16 protein-coding genes are annotated in these 21,295 nt (G+C 39.2%); 8 read left to right on the top strand and 8 right to left on the bottom strand.

Annotation, left to right across the window (positions count from 1 at the left end):
• Window positions 1–401 precede the first annotated feature (401 nt).
• Window positions 402–1,070, bottom strand: a complete 669-nt coding sequence (locus tag A0F92_RS11295) for a 3-keto-disaccharide hydrolase (RefSeq protein WP_262490038.1) — start codon at window positions 1,068–1,070, stop codon at window positions 402–404.
• A gap of 61 nt (window positions 1,071–1,131) precedes the next feature.
• Window positions 1,132–2,499 carry a Gfo/Idh/MocA family protein gene (locus A0F92_RS11290; protein ID WP_253810396.1) on the bottom strand — a complete coding sequence of 456 codons (1,368 nt, stop codon included), beginning with the start codon at window positions 2,497–2,499 and terminating at the stop codon, window positions 1,132–1,134.
• Between the two features lie 143 nt (window positions 2,500–2,642).
• Here A0F92_RS11290 and A0F92_RS11285 point away from each other — a divergent pair, with 143 nt between their 5' ends.
• Window positions 2,643–3,248 carry a superoxide dismutase gene (locus A0F92_RS11285; protein ID WP_068245957.1) on the top strand — a complete coding sequence of 202 codons (606 nt, stop codon included), beginning with the start codon at window positions 2,643–2,645 and terminating at the stop codon, window positions 3,246–3,248.
• A 538-nt stretch (window positions 3,249–3,786) separates the two neighbouring features.
• Window positions 3,787–4,659, top strand: a complete 873-nt coding sequence (locus A0F92_RS11280) for a serine hydrolase (protein WP_068245954.1) — start codon at window positions 3,787–3,789, stop codon at window positions 4,657–4,659.
• Here the strand turns inward: A0F92_RS11280 and feoB are convergent.
• Window positions 4,656–6,809, bottom strand: coding sequence for a ferrous iron transport protein B (gene feoB, locus A0F92_RS11275; protein WP_253810394.1), 2,154 nt, complete (start codon window positions 6,807–6,809; stop codon window positions 4,656–4,658). The genes A0F92_RS11280 and feoB overlap by 4 nt on opposite strands.
• A gap of 128 nt (window positions 6,810–6,937) precedes the next feature.
• Between feoB and A0F92_RS11270 the strand changes: the two genes are divergently transcribed.
• From A0F92_RS11270 to A0F92_RS11260, 3 genes are read left to right on the top strand one after another with little or no spacing between them, the layout of a single operon-like run.
• Window positions 6,938–8,194: a hypothetical protein gene (locus tag A0F92_RS11270; protein WP_167517044.1), complete on the top strand. Its 1,257-nt coding sequence runs from the start codon at window positions 6,938–6,940 to the stop codon at window positions 8,192–8,194.
• 21 nt (window positions 8,195–8,215) lie between these two features.
• Window positions 8,216–8,659, top strand: coding sequence for an IPExxxVDY family protein (locus tag A0F92_RS11265; protein ID WP_068245946.1), 444 nt, complete (start codon window positions 8,216–8,218; stop codon window positions 8,657–8,659).
• An 18-nt stretch (window positions 8,660–8,677) separates the two neighbouring features.
• The gene (locus A0F92_RS11260) at window positions 8,678–8,908 is read left to right on the top strand and encodes a 4a-hydroxytetrahydrobiopterin dehydratase (RefSeq protein WP_068245944.1); all 231 of its coding nucleotides are present in this window, start codon (window positions 8,678–8,680) and stop codon (window positions 8,906–8,908) included.
• A 221-nt stretch (window positions 8,909–9,129) separates the two neighbouring features.
• On the opposite strand, the gene A0F92_RS11255 is transcribed toward A0F92_RS11260, so the two are convergent.
• The 3 genes from A0F92_RS11255 to carB all read right to left on the bottom strand — a co-directional run bounded on the left by A0F92_RS11255 (window position 9,130) and on the right by carB (window position 15,429).
• Window positions 9,130–10,098 (bottom strand): transketolase family protein, encoded by a 969-nt coding sequence (locus A0F92_RS11255; protein WP_068245941.1) that lies wholly within the window; start codon window positions 10,096–10,098, stop codon window positions 9,130–9,132.
• Window positions 10,099–10,249: 151 nt separating this feature from the next.
• Window positions 10,250–13,660, bottom strand: a complete 3,411-nt coding sequence (locus tag A0F92_RS11250) for a glycosyltransferase (RefSeq protein ID WP_068245938.1) — start codon at window positions 13,658–13,660, stop codon at window positions 10,250–10,252.
• Window positions 13,661–13,782: 122 nt separating this feature from the next.
• Window positions 13,783–15,429 carry a carbamoyl-phosphate synthase large subunit gene (gene carB / locus A0F92_RS11245; protein ID WP_167517043.1) on the bottom strand — a complete coding sequence of 549 codons (1,647 nt, stop codon included), beginning with the start codon at window positions 15,427–15,429 and terminating at the stop codon, window positions 13,783–13,785.
• A gap of 201 nt (window positions 15,430–15,630) precedes the next feature.
• Between carB and bcp the strand changes: the two genes are divergently transcribed.
• The 3 genes from bcp (at window position 15,631) to A0F92_RS11230 (ending at window position 17,419) form a co-directional block, all read left to right on the top strand.
• Window positions 15,631–16,098, top strand: coding sequence for a thioredoxin-dependent thiol peroxidase (gene bcp, locus A0F92_RS11240; protein ID WP_068245935.1), 468 nt, complete (start codon window positions 15,631–15,633; stop codon window positions 16,096–16,098).
• A gap of 85 nt (window positions 16,099–16,183) precedes the next feature.
• Window positions 16,184–16,438 (top strand): SemiSWEET transporter, encoded by a 255-nt coding sequence (locus A0F92_RS11235; protein WP_068245931.1) that lies wholly within the window; start codon window positions 16,184–16,186, stop codon window positions 16,436–16,438.
• A gap of 279 nt (window positions 16,439–16,717) precedes the next feature.
• The gene (locus A0F92_RS11230) at window positions 16,718–17,419 is read left to right on the top strand and encodes an SGNH/GDSL hydrolase family protein (protein ID WP_068245927.1); all 702 of its coding nucleotides are present in this window, start codon (window positions 16,718–16,720) and stop codon (window positions 17,417–17,419) included.
• 94 nt (window positions 17,420–17,513) lie between these two features.
• Here the strand turns inward: A0F92_RS11230 and A0F92_RS11225 are convergent, their stop codons facing one another.
• Together A0F92_RS11225 and A0F92_RS11220 are read right to left on the bottom strand one after the other, a co-directional pair.
• Complete coding sequence (locus A0F92_RS11225) at window positions 17,514–20,135, bottom strand: MGH1-like glycoside hydrolase domain-containing protein (protein ID WP_068245924.1); 2,622 nt, start codon at window positions 20,133–20,135, stop codon at window positions 17,514–17,516.
• A gap of 29 nt (window positions 20,136–20,164) precedes the next feature.
• The gene (locus tag A0F92_RS11220; RefSeq protein ID WP_068245920.1) at window positions 20,165–20,974 is read right to left on the bottom strand and encodes an SDR family oxidoreductase; all 810 of its coding nucleotides are present in this window, start codon (window positions 20,972–20,974) and stop codon (window positions 20,165–20,167) included.
• Between the last annotated feature and the right edge of the window lie 321 nt (window positions 20,975–21,295).

The following is a 21,295-nucleotide window of genomic DNA, read 5'->3' as shown; positions in this document are numbered from 1 at the left end:
CTATCTTACCCCTCTTCTTATCCCGCATATCCCCTCTCTCACTTCCCCTCTATCGTTATTGGGGTTGCAAAAGTAATAACCCTACTCTTCCCTACCAAACTTTTTTAAACCTTTTTTTGAAAAAAAATTAAAAAGAGAAACTGTTTCAATTAAAAACGGTAAGCCGTAATTTGGCGTAATGCAGTACAGTATTGAGTTTTAGGGCAAACAAAAGCAATTAAAAAAAATGTTGAGTTCAGAAAAAAAATTTCTGCACTTTCAAAAAAGAAAAAAAGGTAAGCAAAAAGCGTATTACACAAATTGCTTACCGTTATATATTTTCAATCAACGAAATAAAAACTACTTTTTTAAATAAGGCCATCTATTCAGCAGGCAACCATTATTTGTTTGCTTTAGTGAAATTATAATGGCCTGATTTTTATGTTTTTAAACCTAGCCACACTGCCATGGTCTTGTAAAGCAATGGAACCCGTTTTAGCCATTCCATAACCAGCGGCATCCTTCCATTTTCCTTCTTTCTTCAATTGTTCCCATTCGGGTGTCCAGGCTTCAAATGAAAGTACTTTTACACCATTCAGCCAATGCTCCACATGGCCTTTGTTAAAAATAATCACGGTGTGGTTCCATTGGCCCACGGGTTTTGTGGGGCGAATATGGGTAGTATGCATAGCATAGTCGGCACCAGTTTTTTGCCATTCTTCTAACTTCTCAGGGAACTCTTCATCATCTATAATCTGGTATTCGGGACCGGAAAGATAGGCAGCATCGTAGGCTTCAGTTACGTGATACATAATGCCGCTGTTGCAGGCAGGAGAAATTTTCCAATCAACAGACAATTCAAAATTATCGTATTGCTTATCGGTAATTAAATCGGCTCGTTTATCCAATTTATCGGTATAGGTGTTTTTACAGTGCAAAATTCCATTTTGAACCTTCCAGCTATTGGAAGGCATATTTTGATAGGTACACCAATCACCTGAATTATTACCCATAAACAGGAGTTGCCACCCCTGTTTTTTTTCTTTGGCAGTTAAGGTATTATCCTTTGTTTGGTAGGGGATGAAACCCAACAGACTGATGGTCAGTAACAGTAGCGTATGAAAGCTTAATTTTTATTGCATAAGATTATTTTTATGACACAACCGTTAATTGTTCCGGATTCCAGCGCATGGTGGTTTGCTTAAAATAGCTATCGTTGCATAGCAATGCAGGTGCCGCAGCCCTGTAACCAAATAATGCATCTTCCCGGGAAGTGGTGCCATTTCTAATGTCCTGAAAGAAATTATAGAAATGATCGAAATGAGCGCCTTTATATCCTTCTTCAGCTTTATAAACAATGGAATCGGGCGGCAGCATTTTCTTGCGGTCGTATCCGGCAATATTACTTCCATTTAATTTTGTTTTTAATAATGGATCATCAGCAGCGGCATAACTTTTATTGGTGGTAAGGGTTACTTTATCCCATTCTACAATCATAGAACCTTCATTACCTACCATACGCAAATAAGTATTATCGGCAGTGCCGTCTACAAAATTTACCCGAAGCGATAGGTTAAAAGCCGGATGAGATGCTGTTTCCGGATAATCGAACATACCCAAAAGTATATCGGGTACTTCACGACCATCTTTCCAATACCTTAATCCGCCGGTTGCCATTACTTTGGTGGGGCCTATAGAATTGGCAATAAAATGAAGACTGGAAAACAAGTGCACAAACAAATCGCCTGAAACGCCGGTGCCGTAATCACGGTAACAACGCCAGCGGAAAAACCTTTTAGGATCAAACGGTATATCGGGATAATTGTGTAAAAAAGTTTTCCAGTCAACCGTTTTCATCGAAGCATCGGCAGGAATATCGTACTGCCAGGCACCAAAGGGTGAATTACGGGCCCAAAAACCCTCCGCATAATTTAATTGCCCAATTGCCCCTGCCGCCAATAATTCCTTTGCTTTTTCATTACCCAGCGAGCTCATACCCTGGCTACCCACCTGAAACACCACTTTATTGGCATTTTGAGCAGCTACAACAGCATGGCCTTCTGTTACATCATGCACCATTGGTTTTTCGCAGTATACATGTTTGCCTTTATTCATGGCATCAACGGATATGGCTTTATGCCAATGATCGGGAGTGGCTACAATTACAGCATCCACATCTTTACGATTAATAATTTCACGATAATCACGTGTTGTAAAAATATCATTACCATAATGTTTTTTGGCATCTGCTAAGCGCCCGTCATATAAATCGCAGGCTGCAATCAGTTTAATACCCGGAACGGTAATAGCAGTATTGGCATCGGCTGTACCCATACCCCCTGCTCCAATGAGCGCAATTTGAATATTATCGTTTGCACTGTATTTCCGAACCGGCAGCAAGGCGGTACGGTTAGTGGCTGCCCAACTACCTACAGAGGGCAATAAAGCAGCAGCGGCAGCGCCCTTAGATATTTTTTCAATAAAAGATCTTCGGGAGGCAATCATTTTGTTTTTTTTCATATGGCTTTCATTATCGAAATAAGAAAATAAAGAAGGCTACAATTTAAAAAGATTAACCCTTAACACAAAATTTAAATAATAACGGGGATTATTGGTTAATTTTGAAATCCAATCAAATTGTTCACCTATTAAATAGTTTAATTATGTTATTTACACTACCTGCATTACCTTATGCATATGATGCTTTAGAGCCATTTATTGATACTGCAACTATGCATTTTCATCACGACAAACACCACCAAGCCTATATAGATAATTTAAATAAGGCTATTATTGGTACCCCTCATGAGGGAAAGAGTATAGAAGCACTTCTTGCGGCTGCTGGAACAATTTCTCCGGCAGTTCGCAACAATGGCGGCGGACACTGGAATCATAGTTTTTTCTGGGAAATTTTAGCACCCAAAGCCGTCGGAACACCTACAGGCGATTTGGCCAAAGCCATTGATGCTGCATTTGGCTCATTTGATGCATTTAAAGAAAAATTTGCCAATGCAGGAATGACACGTTTTGGCAGCGGATGGGCATGGTTAATTGTAAAAGATAGCAAATTGGAAATTTCATCTACCCCTAATCAAGACAACCCATTAATGGATGTGGCAGAAGTTAAAGGACAACCTATTCTGGGCGTAGATGTATGGGAACATGCCTATTATTTAAAATACCAAAACCGCAGAGCCGAATATTTATCAGCATTCTGGAATGTGGTGAACTGGCAAAAAGTAGCCGAACACTATGCAAAAGCAAAGTAATACAAACATTTTATTTCAACTGAGCCGGAATTCAATCCGGCTTTTTTTATGTTTCAACGGAATTGGCTTGTCGTTATATTCCTACAAAAAATCAACAGATACTTCTATTGGAGCGGTAAGCTACATAGTTTAGTTTTACATCAGATTCAATATCCATTTAAACCATGCAATATCCTATAACCATGTTTACCAATTATTGTATTAAAAGGATGTTTCTGTTATAAAAACGGGAACATCCTTTTTGTATTGTAATACAAGTAGCAGTTTTCTTAAGGGGCTTTAAATATTGGTTTTAAATTAAAAAAGGGAAGCCTGTACCAATTCATTTTTATTTTCAGGCAGGGTGAATAGTATAGAACGGCTGATATTTTTATCTGGCCGTTCCTTTTTTTGGAGCATACGCTTAATACTGTACATTTATTTACCCGAAAACAATACCATTCACTTTAATTCTTCCAACATGAAGGCAACCAACCATTTATTGGTCGGCAAGCTATACCGACTTACCATTTCCCCAATCCGTACAATATTTTCATGCATGCATATCAAATCTGTGCTACTCTTCCTGCTGCTTATATTGGGGGTAGTTCATACAATATCGGCACAAAAAACCGATAAAAAACTAACCAGGCAAATTGCGCAAATAATGAATGGCTTTCATGGGCAAGTGGGCATTTATGTACATGATCTTCATCAAAACAAAGTGGTACAAATTCTTGCAGATACTGTTTTTCCTACGGCCAGTATGGTTAAAATTCCAATTATGATAATGCTGATGGATAAAATGAAATCTGGAGAATTGGCTTATCACCAACCCTTCACCTATTCGGATTCTTTAGTTTATCCGGGTGTAGATATGCTGGCTTCATTTAAATCGAATGAAAAAATTGAACTGAGTAAGCTCATGTTATTAATGCTTTCTCTCAGCGATAATACCGCCAGCCTTTGGCTACAGCAAATTGCAGGAGGGGGAACCCGTATTAATGCACTAATGGATAGCTTGGGTTACCAACAAACCAGGGTGAACAGCCGAACCGCCGGAAGAGAAGCAAATAGAAATGCATATGGGTGGGGGCAAACCACCCCTTATGAAATGGCCAATATTATGGAACGAATGGTTGCCGGCCATTTATTGGGGCAGCCTTACGATGCAAAAATGTTGCGTTTGCTGGGAAGAAATTATTGGGATGAAGAAGCAATTTCGCAAATACCTGCCGATGTGTTTGTGGCCAGTAAGAATGGCGCCGTAGATGCCAGCCGAAGTGAAGTACTATTTGTGAATGGCAAAAAAGCAAGCTATATTTTTTGTATTTGCACCAACCATAATAGCGACCAAAGCTGGGAATCCAATAATGAAGCCTGGGAATTAACCCGAAAGATTTCTAAACTATTGTGGGATTATTATCATTAAAAAATGTGGTAAACAATGAAACTCATCATATAGGCCAGTCCCGTCATGTATACAAACTGAATAACCGGCCATTTCCAACTGCGGGTTTCACGTTTTACAACAGCCAGTGTGCTCATGCACTGCATTGCCAGTACATAAAAAACCATTAATGATATTCCTGCAGGCAATGTGTACACTTTACTGCCATCTGAATACTTAGCCTGCTGCATTTTTTCACGCAGTGAAACATCTTCTTTCCCTTCTTCTACTGAATACAAAGTGGCCATTGTTCCCACAAAAACCTCCCGTGCCGCAAAAGAGGTAATTAAAGCAATGCCAATTTTCCAATCAAAACCCAAAGGGCGGATAACAGGCTCAATGGTTTTACCCAAAATTCCGGCATAGGAATGTTGTAATTTTAGTGAAGCCAGCTCTCTTTGCAGTGCTGCCTCCTGCTGTGGTTGCTGTTGTATTAAAGTGGTATATTGTGCATCCAACTGTTGCATTTGTTTACCCGGACCATAAGCACTTAAGAACCAGAGCAACAAGCTGATGATCATAATTACTTTTCCGGCATCCCGCACAAAAATCTTTGCTTTTTCAACCATAGTAATGCCAACATTTTTCCAACGGGGTGCCCTGTAAATAGGCAATTCCAAAATAAAAAAGCTTTTTTCATTCATCTTAATAAAGCCTTTCAATACAGCACTTACAATTAAGGCCATTACCAAACCCAGCAGGTATAACCCCATCATTACTAAGCCTTGTAAACTGAGGAATCCGAAATAATAAGTATTTTTTATAACCAGCGAAATTAAAATGGTATACACCGGCAAGCGGGCACTGCAACTCATTAACGGGGTAACCATAATGGTTAAGAGCCTTTCTTTTTTATTTTCAATGTTCCGCGTACTCATGATTGCAGGAACCGCGCAGGCAAATCCGCTAATCATGGGCATTACACTTTTCCCATTCAAACCAACCTTCCGCATTAACTTATCACTCAAAAAACTAATTCGCGCCATATAGCCGGAATCTTCCAAAATGGTAATTAATCCAAATAAAATCATGATTTGTGGAATGAATACCATAATTCCGCTCATCCCTGCCACTATTCCATTAATCAATAAATTACTCCACCATGCATCCGGCAATGTATTACTTAAATAATGACTCAATTGAGTGAATGACCATTCAATTCCATCCATTGGGTAACGAGCCAGCCAAAATATACTTTGAAACAGAAGAAACAGTACAATTAGTAAAATTAAATAGCCCCAAACCCGATGCAAAAGAATATTGTCTAAATGATTGGTAAATAACTTTTGCTCTAACGGATCGGGCTCTACCACATTTTTTTGCAGTATTTGTTTGATGCGCTGGTATCGTTTTAAAATTTCTTCTGCCTGTGTTTTGGTAGGATTAAAATTGTTTTTTTGTTCAATATCTTCTATTGCTTCCTGCAGGTGCTGCGGTAAAGGGAAATTTTCGTGATTAATTAAAAAATGGATGGCCGCATAATCACTTAACTGTGGAAACAACTGTTGTACAGATTCAATAGCATTGCTGGCAACGTTTTTATTATCTATAAAATCGCGGGATGGAATAGAGTATTGCTGTTTGGCTACCATTCCAATTACTTTTCGTAAATGTGCCAGCCCCTTATTTTTTCTTGGATTAACAGGCACAACAGGCACACCCAAATCAGCTTCAATGCCTGCCACATCAATTTTAATTCCTTTTTTGGCTGCCAGATCGTTCATGGTTAATGCCACTACCACCGGCCTTTTTAAATCGATGATTTGTGAACAGAATAGAAAATTTCGTTTTAAATTACTGGCATCGGCTACCAGCACAATAATATCTGCATTCAAATCTACATCAGCATTCATGAGCACTTTATAGGCCACCCATTCATCTGCCCTTCTTGGATACAATGAATAAGTGCCCGGCAAATCAATCAATTCAGCCTTTAATGACCCGTCAATATCCAATATCCCGGTTTTTTTATCAACCGTTACCCCCGGAAAATTACCTACCTTTTGGTTTAAGCCGGTTAATGCATTAAACAAAGAGGTTTTTCCACTGTTTGGATTTCCTACTAAAGCGATACGTAATAATTGTTGTTGCTTCACGTGCATGTATAAGTAAGCAAAATTAACGGTAGCCAAAGCTATGCTGTTTCGAGGTTGGGAAAAGAATATTTATACACCTTAGTACACAAATTGCTGATGCCTGTTACTTTTGTATACGATTTTATCTGAAAGCATCCTGTCACCTTCAAAACTATTCAACGATTTTGGGAAAATTACTCACATGGTCTTTTGAAAAAACACCGCCACTTGTTTGTGTAATGCTGGCAGGGATACTTTTTTTTCCGTTGGCTACTCAGGCACAATCCAAAAGAAAGAAATTAAAAGAAGAAAAAGCGGCTGCGGCTCAATTGAAAGCTGAAGTGATGCATCATTTAATGCAATTGCATGCAATAGAACCGCAAAGTATAGCCGGATATTTTCAAGCTTTTATGGAGCAGAAAGGCGCAACCCCCTTGCATAACAGTACCTTTACAGATAGCTTTTCCATTCACGAGGGGAATGATTATCAAAACCCCAATACCTATCTCTCCTTAAATGGGGTGCAGTTACAAGCCGGCACTGATTTTTTTCCACTGCATTACAGTTCAAATAGGCACATTAGCGGTTCAGCTGCACCTGCATTGAATGAAAATGGAGCGCCCTGGTTCAGAAATTTGGCAGATATTATCAGTGAACATGCCGGTGATCAACAGTTTGATTGCACGGAATATTGCATTAGTGAATCAAAACGAGCTGTTGCAAAAGGGGCTACTGCTTTATTGTTTTACAACACTGACCCCACTTTGCAAGATGCAGTTGCATTTAAAGCTTTTAAAAAAGATTCAGTACTGCCCATTCCTATTGTTTATATTACCCCATCAGGATGGAAAAAATGCAATGCAGCTGAAGTGAATACAATAGGTATTGACGTTTCTGTTCACATACAACCCAAAACATTTCGTTCTGTAAATTATGTTGCATTCATTAACCACCATGCAGACAGTACGTTGTTGCTGTATACACAGCAACCGATTGAAGGATTGGCTACTATGCTAAGCCTGACAGATGTACTTAAAAAGCAAAATAGGCTGAATTATGTAATGGTGTATCAGCCCTACCAGCATTATACATTGGCCAAAACCGGATTATTACAAACAGCCACTATCACTGGCAATATGCATTGGCAATATGCAATTGAAATAAATACTGCAGCTATTGATAGTACTACAACTGCACAAACAACCAATAACGGCTATTACAGCAGGCATTTAAATATTCCTATTGGCGAACCTGATGAAATCACTACAACTGAAAAAAGCGCCGAATACCCATTCACCATTATACCCGGCATACAATATTTGTTCACAAAACAAAGTTTAACCAATAGCACTTCAGAAAAAACGTTGGTAATACAGCAAATGATACAAGATATACAAACACATATTCTGGCAATACGGGTAAACAATAACAGTAAACTGTAACACAAAAAAACATCTATTAATATGGCCATGATAAAACAGAAGTTAGATATCAGCCAGTTGAATCATGATTTTTTTGATGATACCAGAATACTGGGCATCATGGCGCCGGTAAAGAATTATTATTTTATCTGGATGCTGAATAACTTTTTAGGCTTTAATTTTTTTTTATATACAGATGCACCTATTGAAATGCACAAAAAAAACAGAGCCTATCATTTCAATCTTTACATATCTGCCCAACATGAAAGCAGCTTAGTGCATTATTTATACCATAACCAGTGCGACGGAGAAGCTTTATTACCTGAACTAAAGCATTTGGATTTTATATGGTTAATGAAAGGCGACAGAATAGATGATGAAAGATGCAACCGTATGATGGATAGCATCAAAAAAATAGGCAATGTGCAGTTAGTATTGGAAATACCACAGGAGCAAATTAAAAATATCAGCAACCTGATTATTTAATCTAATAGACCTACAATTATGTGGCAGGAAAGCAACAATTATTTATACAGAAAATTTCAATTTGCCGATTTTTCTGAAGCATTTGCTTTTATGGTACGGGTGGCTATTGAAGCCGAAAAAATGAACCACCATCCACGATGGACGAATGTTTGGAACACGGTTGAAATTTGGCTCAATACCCATGATGCGGGTGATGTGGTAACTGAAAAAGACCATACCCTGGCCCAAAAAATTGACGCTCTTTTATAAAAAAGGCATACTTCCTGCTCTTGTAAATATTCAAGTATGAAATATTTATGAACATTATCATTTTATACATCAGGCCGGCGATTTTGAAATTGATTCGTTGAGCAGATAATGAATTGAATAGAAGTATATGCACCAAAAACGCTATCATTCTTTAACTAAAGCATACAAAAAAGCCTTCATTTGTTGTTGAAGGCTTTGTATATTTTAAACAATAGGATTGATTAACCATTTTTGCGTTGCAATACTTTTTCAACCGCAGCAAAAATATGCGGGGCATCTAAACCATATTTCTGCAATAATTCCATGGGTGTACCACTTTCGCCAAAAGTATCTTTGGTGCCTACATATTCAATAGGAATAGGTAAATGTTTGGCAGCCACCTGTGCAATGGAATCGCCCAAGCCGCCAATAATATTGTGCTCTTCTACTGTTACGGCACATTTTGTTTTGGTAATAGATTGCAATACGACCGCTTCATCCAAAGGTTTAATAGTGTGTATATTCATCAATTCAACACTAATCCCTTTTTCTTCCAGCATTCGGCCTGCTTCAATAGCTTTCCAAACCATATGGCCACAGGCAAAAATAGAAACATCGGCACCTTCACTTAATACCTGTGCTTTACCAATCACAAAATCACTGCCATCTGCTTTGGTAAAATTGGGCCATTTAGGGCGGCCAAATCTTAAATAAACCGGCCCCTCATAATCTGCAATGGCTTTGGTTGCGGCCTTTGTTTGATTAAAATCGCAGGGTACAATCACCGTCATACCCGGCAACATTTTCATTAACCCAATATCTTCTAATATTTGGTGTGTGGCGCCATCTTCACCCAGGGTTAACCCGGCGTGTGAAGCACATATTTTTACATTTTTATTACTGTAGGCTACACTCTGTCTAATCTGATCATATACCCTTCCGGTACTGAAATTGGCAAAAGTAGTAGTGTAAGGAATTTTACCGCCAATGGTTAATCCGGCTGCAATACCAATCATATTAGCTTCGGCTATACCACATTGCACAAAGCGTTCCGGAAACTCTTTGATGAAAGGTGCTATTTTCATGGAACCGGCTAAATCGGCAGTTAATACTACAATTTTATCGTTGGCTTTACCGGCTTCATAGATGCCTTCACCAAAACCAGCTCGTGTTTCTTTTTCATTCTGAACCTGGATGTCTTTCAATTTCATTGATCAGTTGTTTTACGAAGCTTTAAAAAATTAAATTGCATCAATTTTTCTTCAGCTTATGCCTGTTATAAAGTGGTTTGCAAGTTAATGTAATTGTAGCAAGCAGTAAAATGAAAAAATTAGTAACGTTTCCAACCTGCTTTGCGGCTAATTAGGTAGCATCTGCCAGTGTTATATCTTTTACGTTTCCTGTTCTTTTCAATACACCCCAATGTTGCAATTCGCCTTTTAATGCCCGCTTGAAGGCGCGGAATAAAATAACGAGCATTAACCAACGATACACCAATCGCTGCGGAATAATCCACAACAGTTTAGCAGGACTTTCTTTTTCGAATGCAAAAGCCATGACTGCAATGAGTGCATCCACCAATAAAAATATCAGGTAATACACCCCTATTTTTCCCCGGTTTTCGGTAAACAGGCCCAATAACATAAACAAATCGCCTAAGGGTGAAAATAACGGGATAATGTATTTAAACACCAAAATATCGGGCAATGCAATCCAACCCAAGCCTTTGTATTGAACATTGAACAAAGCATCTTTATGTTTCCAGAATGTTTGCATTACACCAAAAGTCCAGCGGAAACGTTGTTTGGAAAACTCTTTCACTGATTCAGGCGCTTCGGTTAATGCGATTGCTTTAGATTCGTTTTCAACAATATATCCTGCACGCAAAATACGAATCGTTAAATCACAATCTTCAGCAAGGGTATCGGTTGTAAATCCACCTGCTTCATCAATAGCTTTTTTTCTGAATGCTCCAATGGCACCCGGAACAACGGTTACAGCATTTGCGTAAGCAAAAGCCCGCCTATCGAAATTCTGACTGGTAATGTATTCAATACTTTGCCATTTGGTTAATAAATTAATGGTATTGCCCACTTTTACTGAACCTGCAACAGCACCAACTGACGGATTGGTGAAATGCTGCATTAATTTTTCTACAGCATCGGGCAATAATTTGGTATCGGCATCAATACAAACTACATAATCTGATTGTGTATGTGCAATACCAAAGTTTAAAGCAGAAGCTTTACCACCATTAGGTTTGGTAAATATTTTTAATTTTTCATTATTCTGAAATGCTGCTTTCACTTTTTCGTAAGTAGTGTCTGCACTGCCATCATCTACAAATACAATATCGAAGTGAGGATAGGTGCAACGCAACAAATTTTGCAGCGAGCTAACGGCATTTACTTCCTCATTATAAGCCGGTACAATAATAGATACTTTGGGAAAATATGTAAGTACTGCAGGAAGTTTTTTTTCTTTGCGTTTTTCCAGCAAGGTTAGTACCAGTAATATCAGTAACCGAAGGGCTCCCAATACCATAAAGGTGAGAAATAACACGTACAATATCTGCCCAACTATAAAACCTGTTTCGGCCAGGAAATAATTGAATTGAATTAACCGATAGCCGCTTCCGTTGGGTACACGGGGCATTAAATCGGCATGTGTTTTATGCAATAAATCGGCAATGGTAGTAAAGGTATATCCCTTATTTTGAAAGTAGCGGATAATCATACCCGTTGCTTTTACGGTAGCCCTTCTATCGCCACCGGCATCATGCAATAATATAATGTTAGAGCTGTCTCCGTTAGCGAGGTGCTGATTATAAATAGAAACCACTCTGTTAAAAATAGTATCGGCATTAAAGTGAGGAATTTCGCCCTGCTCCCAGTCTTCCGGATCAACACTTTCGCCTACAGTAATGTAATGCCTGGTTCGGCTTAAAGCCACCGGTACCATTTCTTCATATTTTTCCGGATCACTGTCGGCATTATAAGGTGCCCGAAATAAAATGGTACTATGTCCGGTAATACACTCTAATAACAGCCGCGTAGCATCCATTTCAAGATAAGCTCTTTTTTTGCTTACCTCGGCCATATTGGGGTGGGTGAAAGTATGGTTACCAATTTCGTGGCCTTCTCTGAATACTCTTTTTACCAATGGAATATTATTTTCCATATTAATGCCAATCATAAAAAAGGAGGCAGGTACATGGTAATAGGCCAGCGTATCTAAAATTTCAGGTGTATATTTTGCATCGGGACCATCATCATACGTTAATACCAATTTTTTATCAGATGACTGTCCGTATTTTTTTACTACATAAGTTGAAGGGAGTTTGTCATACTGTTCTTCACTGATGAGCATTGCCGAAGAATCAATTTCGGGTGTAATATGCCCATCCGTTGGTGTTGACAGCATATCCAATATTTCGCCCTGCCCAATAAAATCGGGCGTAGCCATTGAGGGAACATCTGTCAATGCTTTAAAATCGAAATTATGCAACGCAGCCTTATTCATGGGCTTATTATAAAATTCCCAAACCCGGCTGTCTTCACTACCAAGACGCCAGAGCGCAGTTCCGGCCAGTCCATATTCCGTAGCAAAACGAAGGGAATTAAAATTGGTAGCTGCATCTGTAAAATACACTTCATGAATTACATTTTTATCATCATAATAACTGTAATTCAAATTATAGGTATCGTTGTTATAATCAATGGTAGCATCACTTTCTCTTGCAGTGGCCAACGCTTCCTGATAGGTAACGGGGATGGTTTTGCCTTTTTTAGTCCAGTCGTAACCAAATGCAGCAAGGTTTAAAACTATTTTAGAAGGATCTACTTTTTTTGCCAAATCATCTACCGCAGATTCTATCCATTTTTGAGAACAGATAGGACCGGGCTTCGTACCATCATTAAACTCATCATAGGCCATTAAAAAAATATAATCATTGTACTTAGCTAATTGAGCATAATCATAATCTTCATTAAAAGGCGAAACATTTTGTGTAATCAGCAAGTTCAAATCGTGCAGCGTGGTATATAATTTTTTTTCAAAATTGGTTAATACATCATTATTTTTTTCATTCAAATCTTCAAAATCCACATTAATACCTGCTAAATTATTTTTTACCAGAAAGCGTGCTACATCCTGAACCAGCCTGTCTGATTTAGCAGGGTCATTTAAAATTCTGTGCAGTGCCTTACCGGTAAATACCCCATTGTAATTGTTGGAAAGCATGGGCATTACCTTAACACCGGAGGTTTTGATTAATTCCAATACCCGTGGTTCCATTACCGAAAAAAGGGTATCGGCTTTGGGATCAATGAACAGCCATTCGGGCAATACCAGGTTTAGTTTGGAAATATTTTTTTTAAGCGAGAAATAAGACTGCGCATCCCAGTTTACAAAAAAAGCAGCCCGTATACCCAAACTATCGCTAAAATCGTTGTTTTTAGATAAATTCAATACCGTATCTGCCTGGCCACAGCCCCGGCCTGCTGCCCATTTTACATTGATCATAGAACGAAAACCCCGGTATTTTTTTGCCAGATTACTTTGCCGATAGGCAGGAACATCGCCTGCAAGCACTTTTTTTACCGCCCGGCCTTCTAAAGGAATGGTAGGATTTTGTTTACTGATTACATGAACTGCTATAGAAAATATAAGTCCAAATATGATTAGAATAAACAACAATAACCTGCCCAGCCATTTAAACCTTTGCCAGCGGGTTGTATTGGTGGTTTGAAAAACTTGTGAAGATGCACTCATAGAAAGGATATAACAACAAACCTGTTATTTAAAGTACGAAGTTCCTACTAAAACAACAAAAAAGGCCACTTCGGCAGAAGTAACCTTGTATATATAGCAAATTTTAAGGAAATATAAACGTATCAGCGTTCAAAAGTAGAATAGAAATAGGGGGTTTTGGCTTCAAATTCTGCGCTGCAGGTATCTACCATTTTATAACTTCTGGTAATCCCGAGTGCTTTTCTTTTTTCATACACTGCTTCATCATGGGTATTGCCCTGTAAAATTTTAGCAATTTGGGCATCACTAAAACCTTCTATTTTCGCTTTGCGTAATAATTCATCCGGCAAAGATTCTAAATTATAATTACTGAGTTCTTTTTCTATTTTACATATTTCAGCTATCTGGTAAATAAACCAACGGTCAATACCGGTTGCCTGTGCTATGGTTTTAACGGTAACGCCCTGCATTAAAGCATCTTTAATTCTAAAAATTCGATCCCATTTTGGCGTTTTAATATATTCCACTATCTCATCGCTCTTCATTAAGCTTTTGCCATAATAGCCCAAACCAACGGCTTCATTTTCTAAACTCTGACAAGCTTTTTGGATGGCTTCATTAAAACTGCGACCAATGGCCATTACTTCACCCACACTTTTCATTTGCAAGCCCAATGTGTCATTAGCGCCTTTAAATTTATCGAAATTCCAACGGGGTATTTTTACAATTACATAATCTAATGCCGGCTCAAAATAGGCAGAAGTGGTTTGTGTAATTTGATTTTTGAGTTCATCTAATGTATAACCAATGGCTAATTTGGCTGCAATTTTTGCAATGGGATAACCGGTAGCTTTTGAAGCCAAAGCAGAAGATCGGCTCACTCTTGGGTTAATTTCTACCGCAATCAGTTCTTCATTTTGCGGATTAAGGGCGAACTGCACATTACAGCCACCGGCAAAATTACCCAAACTGCGCATCATTAACATAGCCTGATTGCGCATATCCTGAAAAGCCGTATCGCTGAGGGTCATGGCTGGAGCTACTGTGATGGAGTCGCCGGTATGCACCCCCATGGGGTCAACGTTTTCTACTGTACAAATAATCACTACATTATCGTTCTTATCGCGTAACAATTCTAATTCATATTCCTTCCAGCCCAATACTGCTTTTTCTACCAAAACTTCGTGTATGGGCGAAGCTTTCAGGCCACGTTCTAAAGCCGCATCTAACTCATCTTTGGAATGTACAAAACTGCCGCCGGTGCCGCCGAGTGTAAATGAAGGGCGGATAACTAAGGGGAAACCAATTTGTTGTGCAAACTCTTTCCCTTCTAAAAAGCTGTTGGCTACATGGCTGGGAGCTACTTTAATGCCAATTTTACCCATTAACTGCCTGAATTTTTCGCGGTCTTCGGCTGTATCAATGGCGGCTACATCTACCCCAATTAACCGTACACCAAATTTTTCCCACACACCCAATTCTTCGGCTTCCTTGCACAAATTCAGTGCAGTTTGTCCGCCCATAGTGGGTAGTACCGCATCAATTTGGTTTTCAGATAAAATTTGCTCAATACTTTCTACCGTAAGTGGCAACAGGTACACTTTATCGGCCATCATAGGATCGGTCATAATTGTAGCGGGATTGCTGTTTATCAGCACTACTCTTATGCCCTCTTCCCTTAAACTTCGGGCAGCTTGTGAGCCGGAGTAATCAAATTCGCAGGCCTGACCAATAATGATGGGACCTGAACCAATAATTAAAACAGATTGAATGGTGGTATCTTTTGGCATGGTAAAAACAAATTGCGCAAATGTAAGGGCATTCGGCCAAAGCTGTGGTTTAAATTTTATTAGAAATGAGCTATTTCATTTTTCATCCTATAAAAATGTGCCTGTTGTTGCCTTACGTTTTTACTGCCTACAAAAATAATTTGCCCCAACTGCAACAATTCACCCCAAAAATGTATTAATATCACAAACAAATAAACAGGTATGACACAGGTAACCATTGGTAAAAAAGCTCCGGCATTAAAAGGTGTTGACCAAAACGGCAACCCTATTTCGTTGAATGATTTTAAAGGTAAAAAAGTAGTGCTGTATTTTTATCCGAAAGATAATACACCAGGATGCACTGCACAAGCTTGTAATTTACGCGACCATTACACCGAACTGCTTCAAAAAGGCTATGCTGTAATTGGCGTAAGTCCCGATGATGTAAAAAGCCACAAAAAATTTGAAGAAAAATTCGACTTGCCTTTTCCCTTGATTGCCGATACCGATCATAGCATTGCTGAAAAATACGGTGTTTGGGGATTGAAAAAATTTATGGGAAGGGAATACATGGGTATACAACGCACAACTTTTTTAATTGATGAGTTGGGCAATATTGCAGGCATTATCGATAAGCCGGATACTAAAAACCACACGGCTCAGGTTTTGGAAGCCTGGCAGCAGTTGTAATGGATGCGTATTTGAGTTATATGCAGGTATTCATTAAACCTTTCTTGCCTGTATTTTTTAGTGTACATTGCTTAAAAATACCGGCATGAATTATATTACCATCATTGGCCTTATAGCCGCATTTGGCACAACAGCCTCTTTTATTCCGCAGGCTATTAAAACCATTCAAACCAAAAACACATCGGGTATATCATTGGGCATGTATGCCTTATTTACATTTGGCACTTTATGCTGGCTAATTTATGGATTGCTGAGCCATAGCCTGCCGGTTACCATTGCCAATGCTATTACCCTTTTATTTTCTGCTATCATTTTGGGTTACAAAATCAAATACAAATAATACCTATCAAACAGTTACCTGCTTCGATGCCTGTACCTATATACAGCGTTGCGCAACACTGTTGAGTCGAACATGGGTCGAAGCAGGTTCGGATTTGCTACCTGCCCTGGCATTGAGCAATATCAAAAAATATCCGCTTCCTATTGATGATTTGTGATTACCCATTTTACTTGCCTACATTTGAAAAAGCAAGCTAAGGAATATGGAATATGACAGCAGCGAATGGATGTTGATTGCTGTAAGGTGCCGGTTATTGTTCTATCATTTAAAAATAAACACATGAAATATCCTTTACTCATTGTTTTTGTACTGGCACAAACCCTTGTATTTAGCCAGAAAAACTCCCAAGTACAAGACTGGCCTAACTTACAAAAATATGCGGCGGAAAATGCCTTGCTGCAAGAAGCGCCGGCGGAAAAAGACAGGGTAGTTTTTATGGGCAATTCCATTACCGAGTTTTGGAAAGTAAGAGACAGTGGCTTCTTTGCAACCCATCTTAATTATATTGACCGGGGTATTAGCGGACAAACCACGCCGCAAATGTTATTGCGTTTCCGGCAAGATGTGATTGATCTGCATCCGGCAGTGGTGGTTATTTTAGCCGGCATTAATGATATTGCTGAAAACACAGGCCCCATTACACTTGCCACCACCATGGGCAATATTGCCACCATGGCCGAATTAGCCGGCGTACATCATATTAAAGTAATACTGTGTGCCGCTTTACCGGCCAACCATTTTCCCTGGCGGGAAAGCATTTATCCGGCTGATAAGGTGATTGCTTTGAATACAATGATTCAGGCGTATGCGGCAGCAAAACACCTGACTTATGTTGATTTTTATACCCCGATGGTAGATGCAGAAAAAGGTTTGGATAAAAAATATACATTAGATGGGGTGCACCCTACCTTGGCCGGCTACCAGATAATGGATGCATTGGTAGAAAAAGCCATTGCAATCACATTGCGGAAGAAACAATAAATCCTATTTGAAGCAACAGGTGCCCTCATAGCAATAAACGATACTGCTTTAACTGCAATTACATTGTACTTTTTATGCAGCCATCTATTCGAATTTAGGATAGCAAAGGGCGTTTGGGTTGAATTAATTTCGCAATCAGGCCGGTCCAACCGGTTTGATGCGAGGCACCCAAACCTTTGCCATTATCTCCATTAAAATACTCATTGAATAAAATTAAGTTTTTAAAATTCGTATCATTTTGCAACAGTACATTTTCACCAATATAAGGCCGGTGGCCATTTTGGTCGGGCAGAAACAATTGCTTTAAACGTTGCGATAATTGATCGGCTACCGCATCCAGCGAAACAAACTGACCACTGCCTTTGGGGCATTCCACTTTAAAATCATCGCCATAATAAAAATGAAAGCGTTGTAAACTTTCTATAATTAAAAAATTTAATGGCATCCAAACCGGACCACGCCAGTTGCTGTTGCCGCCATACAAACCGCTGGTAGATTCTGCAGGTGTGTATTTCACTTCAAAGCGTTTTCCGCTTACATCAAATATATAGGGATGCTGTTCATGATATTTTGAAACCGCCCGAATGCCATAAGGACTTAAAAATTCGGTTTCATCGAGCATTTTTTCAAGTATCTTTTTCATTCTATGGCCACGGAGTAAAGAGAGCAGGTGTTTTTCATCGGCACTCTTATCCTGCCAGCGTGAAACCAGTGCAGCTAAATCGGGGCGGTAGTTCAAAAACCATTCTAACCGTTTGGCAAAACCAGGCAGGGCTTCTAAAGTGGCATGATCTAATACTTCCACGGCAAACAAAGGAATAATACCGACCATACTGCGCACTTTCAGTTGAATGTTTTGTCCATTTGGTAAATGCAGCGCATCATAAAAAAACTGGTCGGTATCATCCCATAAACCATTTTGTTCATCGCCTATATTATCCATTGCCGCGGCAATGTACAGGAAGTGTTCAAAAAATTTGGTAGCCATATCCTCATACACCGGATTGTGCAATGCCAATTCCAAAGAAATACGCAACATACATAAAGAATACATGGCCATCCAGCTGGTACCATCGGCCTGTTCTATATAACCACCGGTAGGTAAAGGAGCGCTCCTGTCAAAAACCCCAATATTATCCAGCCCCAAAAATCCTCCTTCAAAAATATTATTGCCTTGTTTATCTTTTCGGTTTACCCACCAGGTAAAATTGAGCAGCAGTTTATGAAAAACGGTTTCCAGAAAAGCTATATCGCCTTTGCCATTGTTATTGCGCTGATCAATAGTATACACCCGCCAGGTAGCCCAGGCATGTACGGGCGGATTTACATCGCTGAAATTCCATTCATAAGCCGGAAACTGGCCATTCGGTTTCATGTACCATTCTTTGGTAAGCAGCTCTAATTGTTGCTTAGCAAAACCGGCATCAATCATAGCAAAAGGGATGGTATGAAAAGCCAAGTCCCAAGAGGCAAACCAAGGGTACTCCCATGTGTCGGGCATAGAAATAATATCAGCATTGTTTAAATGTTTCCAATCTGCATTCCGGCCTTTTAACCGTTCGGCGGGTGGCGGAGGTTCGGCCGGATCGCCATTTAACCATTGCGGAATATCGTAATAATAAAATTGTTTATTCCAAATCATTCCGGCAAAGGCCTGCCGTTGTATTAATTTTTCTTCATCGTTTGTAATGGCTTGTTGCAATTCATTGTAAAAATCATTGGCTTCCTGAACCCGCTGTTTAAAAATAGCATCAAAATCCTGGAATGGCCAATTGTTTTGGTGGGCTTCCAACCGCAATTTTATGGTATAACTTTCCCCTGCTTTGATGTTGGTATTGTAATGCAATGCAGCCTTGGTTCCGGAGCCATTGATGTTTACTGCTTTTTCATTACCTTCCACAATATAGCGGTGAATACCATCTTTGGTAAAATGCTGTGTATTGGGCACACCATACAACCTTTCAACATTGGTTTCGTTATCGCAGAAAAGAATATTCGTTTTTTGTTCAATGTGCAGTTTATAGTTAGGTAATTGATGATGGTCAATAATGATTTCTTCATTATTCGATGAAATGAGTTGCGGTTTATAGGTATCGTAGCCCCAACACCAGGTATTTCTATACCAGAGAGTGGGCAATATATGTAGTGGTGCATCTTCTGTATTACGATTATGAATCGTAATTTGAATCAAGATATCATCCACATCGGCTTTGGCATACTCCACAAAAACATCGAAATAGGCATTGTTATTCAATATTCCGGTATCTATTAACTCAAATTCCGGGTCATTCCGGGTTCTTTGTTTGTTTTCGTTAATGAGTTGTTCATAAGGAAATGCAGCTTGCGGATATTTGTACAGCATTTTCATATAACTATGCGATGGGGTAGCATCTAAAAAATAATACAACTCTTTTACATCTTCACCATGATTGCCTTCCTGATTGGTTAATCCGAAGAAACGCTCTTTTAATATCGCATCTTTCGTATTCCATAAACCTAATGAAAAACAAAACAATTGTTGTACATCAGAAATTCCAGCAATGCCCTCTTCGCCCCAGCGATACGCTTTACTGCGTGCCATATCGTGCGAAATATAATTCCATGCATCGCCATTGGCGCTATAATCTTCACGAACGGTACCCCATTGCCGGTTTGAAAGATAAGGTCCCCAATGTTTCCATTTTTTATCTTTCAGTCGTTCCTGTTCAGCACTCATGTTATCATTTTTTAGTAAGGTGTAAAAAATTATCCATTGGTAGAAAAGCCGGGGTATAAGGTCATCCCGCCATCTACAAACAAAGAGGTGCCGGTAACATAATCACTGTCATCGCTGGCTAACCATACTGCAGCTTTACCAATATCATCGGGCTCGCCAATGCGCTGGTAAGGAATTAGGGTTAACAGGTTTTGTAATGCTTCAGGAGTATCCCAGGCAGCTTTATTAATGGGTGTTTGAATGGCACCCGGACAAATACTGTTGATACGTATTTTTTTAGGTGCAAATTCCTGTGCTATACTTTTCATTAGCATCATTATGCCTCCTTTGCTGGTTGCATAATTGGCGTGGCCTGCCCAGGGTATTACTTCGTGTACGCTGCTCATACAAATAATTTTTCCTGCTGCTGCACTTTTTGAAGTATCAATACCACGGCGTAAAAATTCACGAATGGCTTCACGGGCACATAAAAATTGTCCTGTTAAATTAATACCCAACACTAAATTCCATTGGTCTAAAGTCATCTCCTCAAACGGAGCATCTTTTTGTATACCGGCATTGTTTACCAATATATCAACGGTACCCAACTGACGAACGGTATCTGCAAACATTTGTTGTACCTGATCTTCTTTACTAACATCACAACAATATATCATACCCTTTCCGCCCTGATTGGTAATGTTTTTTAAAACCGCTTCGGCAGCGGGTTGTAATGCAGGAAAGGGATAGTTAATTACCACGGTTGCACCTGCATCGGCTAATGCAGCCGATACACCTGCCCCTATACCACTATTGGCTCCTGTAATAATAGCTACCTGATTTTGTAGTTTTTGCTCCATATGAATAGAATTGTTATTGAAGAAGAAAAAATAATGTCATTATCATTACGCAACACAAAGATGTGTTGTAAGGTATAAAAATTTAGTGAGCAAAATAAGAATAGATGAAAAAATAAATTAAAGTTAACAATGCCTTATCAAATAAGGGAAAGCATTGTTAAGGGAAATACTATTCTTGCATACACCGGCACTGCTCTTGAGTTTGACACCATTTCAACCTAACACATTGATAATCAGCAGTGATACTTGTCAATCGGCTCACTACAAAGGCTAATTTTTTAAAAAATCAGATAGATAGTTTGTTTTGCCTGATGATGGGCA

Origin of the sequence: Hydrotalea flava (assembly GCF_001623405.1) — a bacterium.
GTDB lineage: Bacteria > Bacteroidota > Bacteroidia > Chitinophagales > Chitinophagaceae > Hydrotalea > Hydrotalea flava.
Note: the sequence above shows the minus strand (reverse complement) of the source record. Positions and strands in the feature narration are given on the sequence as shown.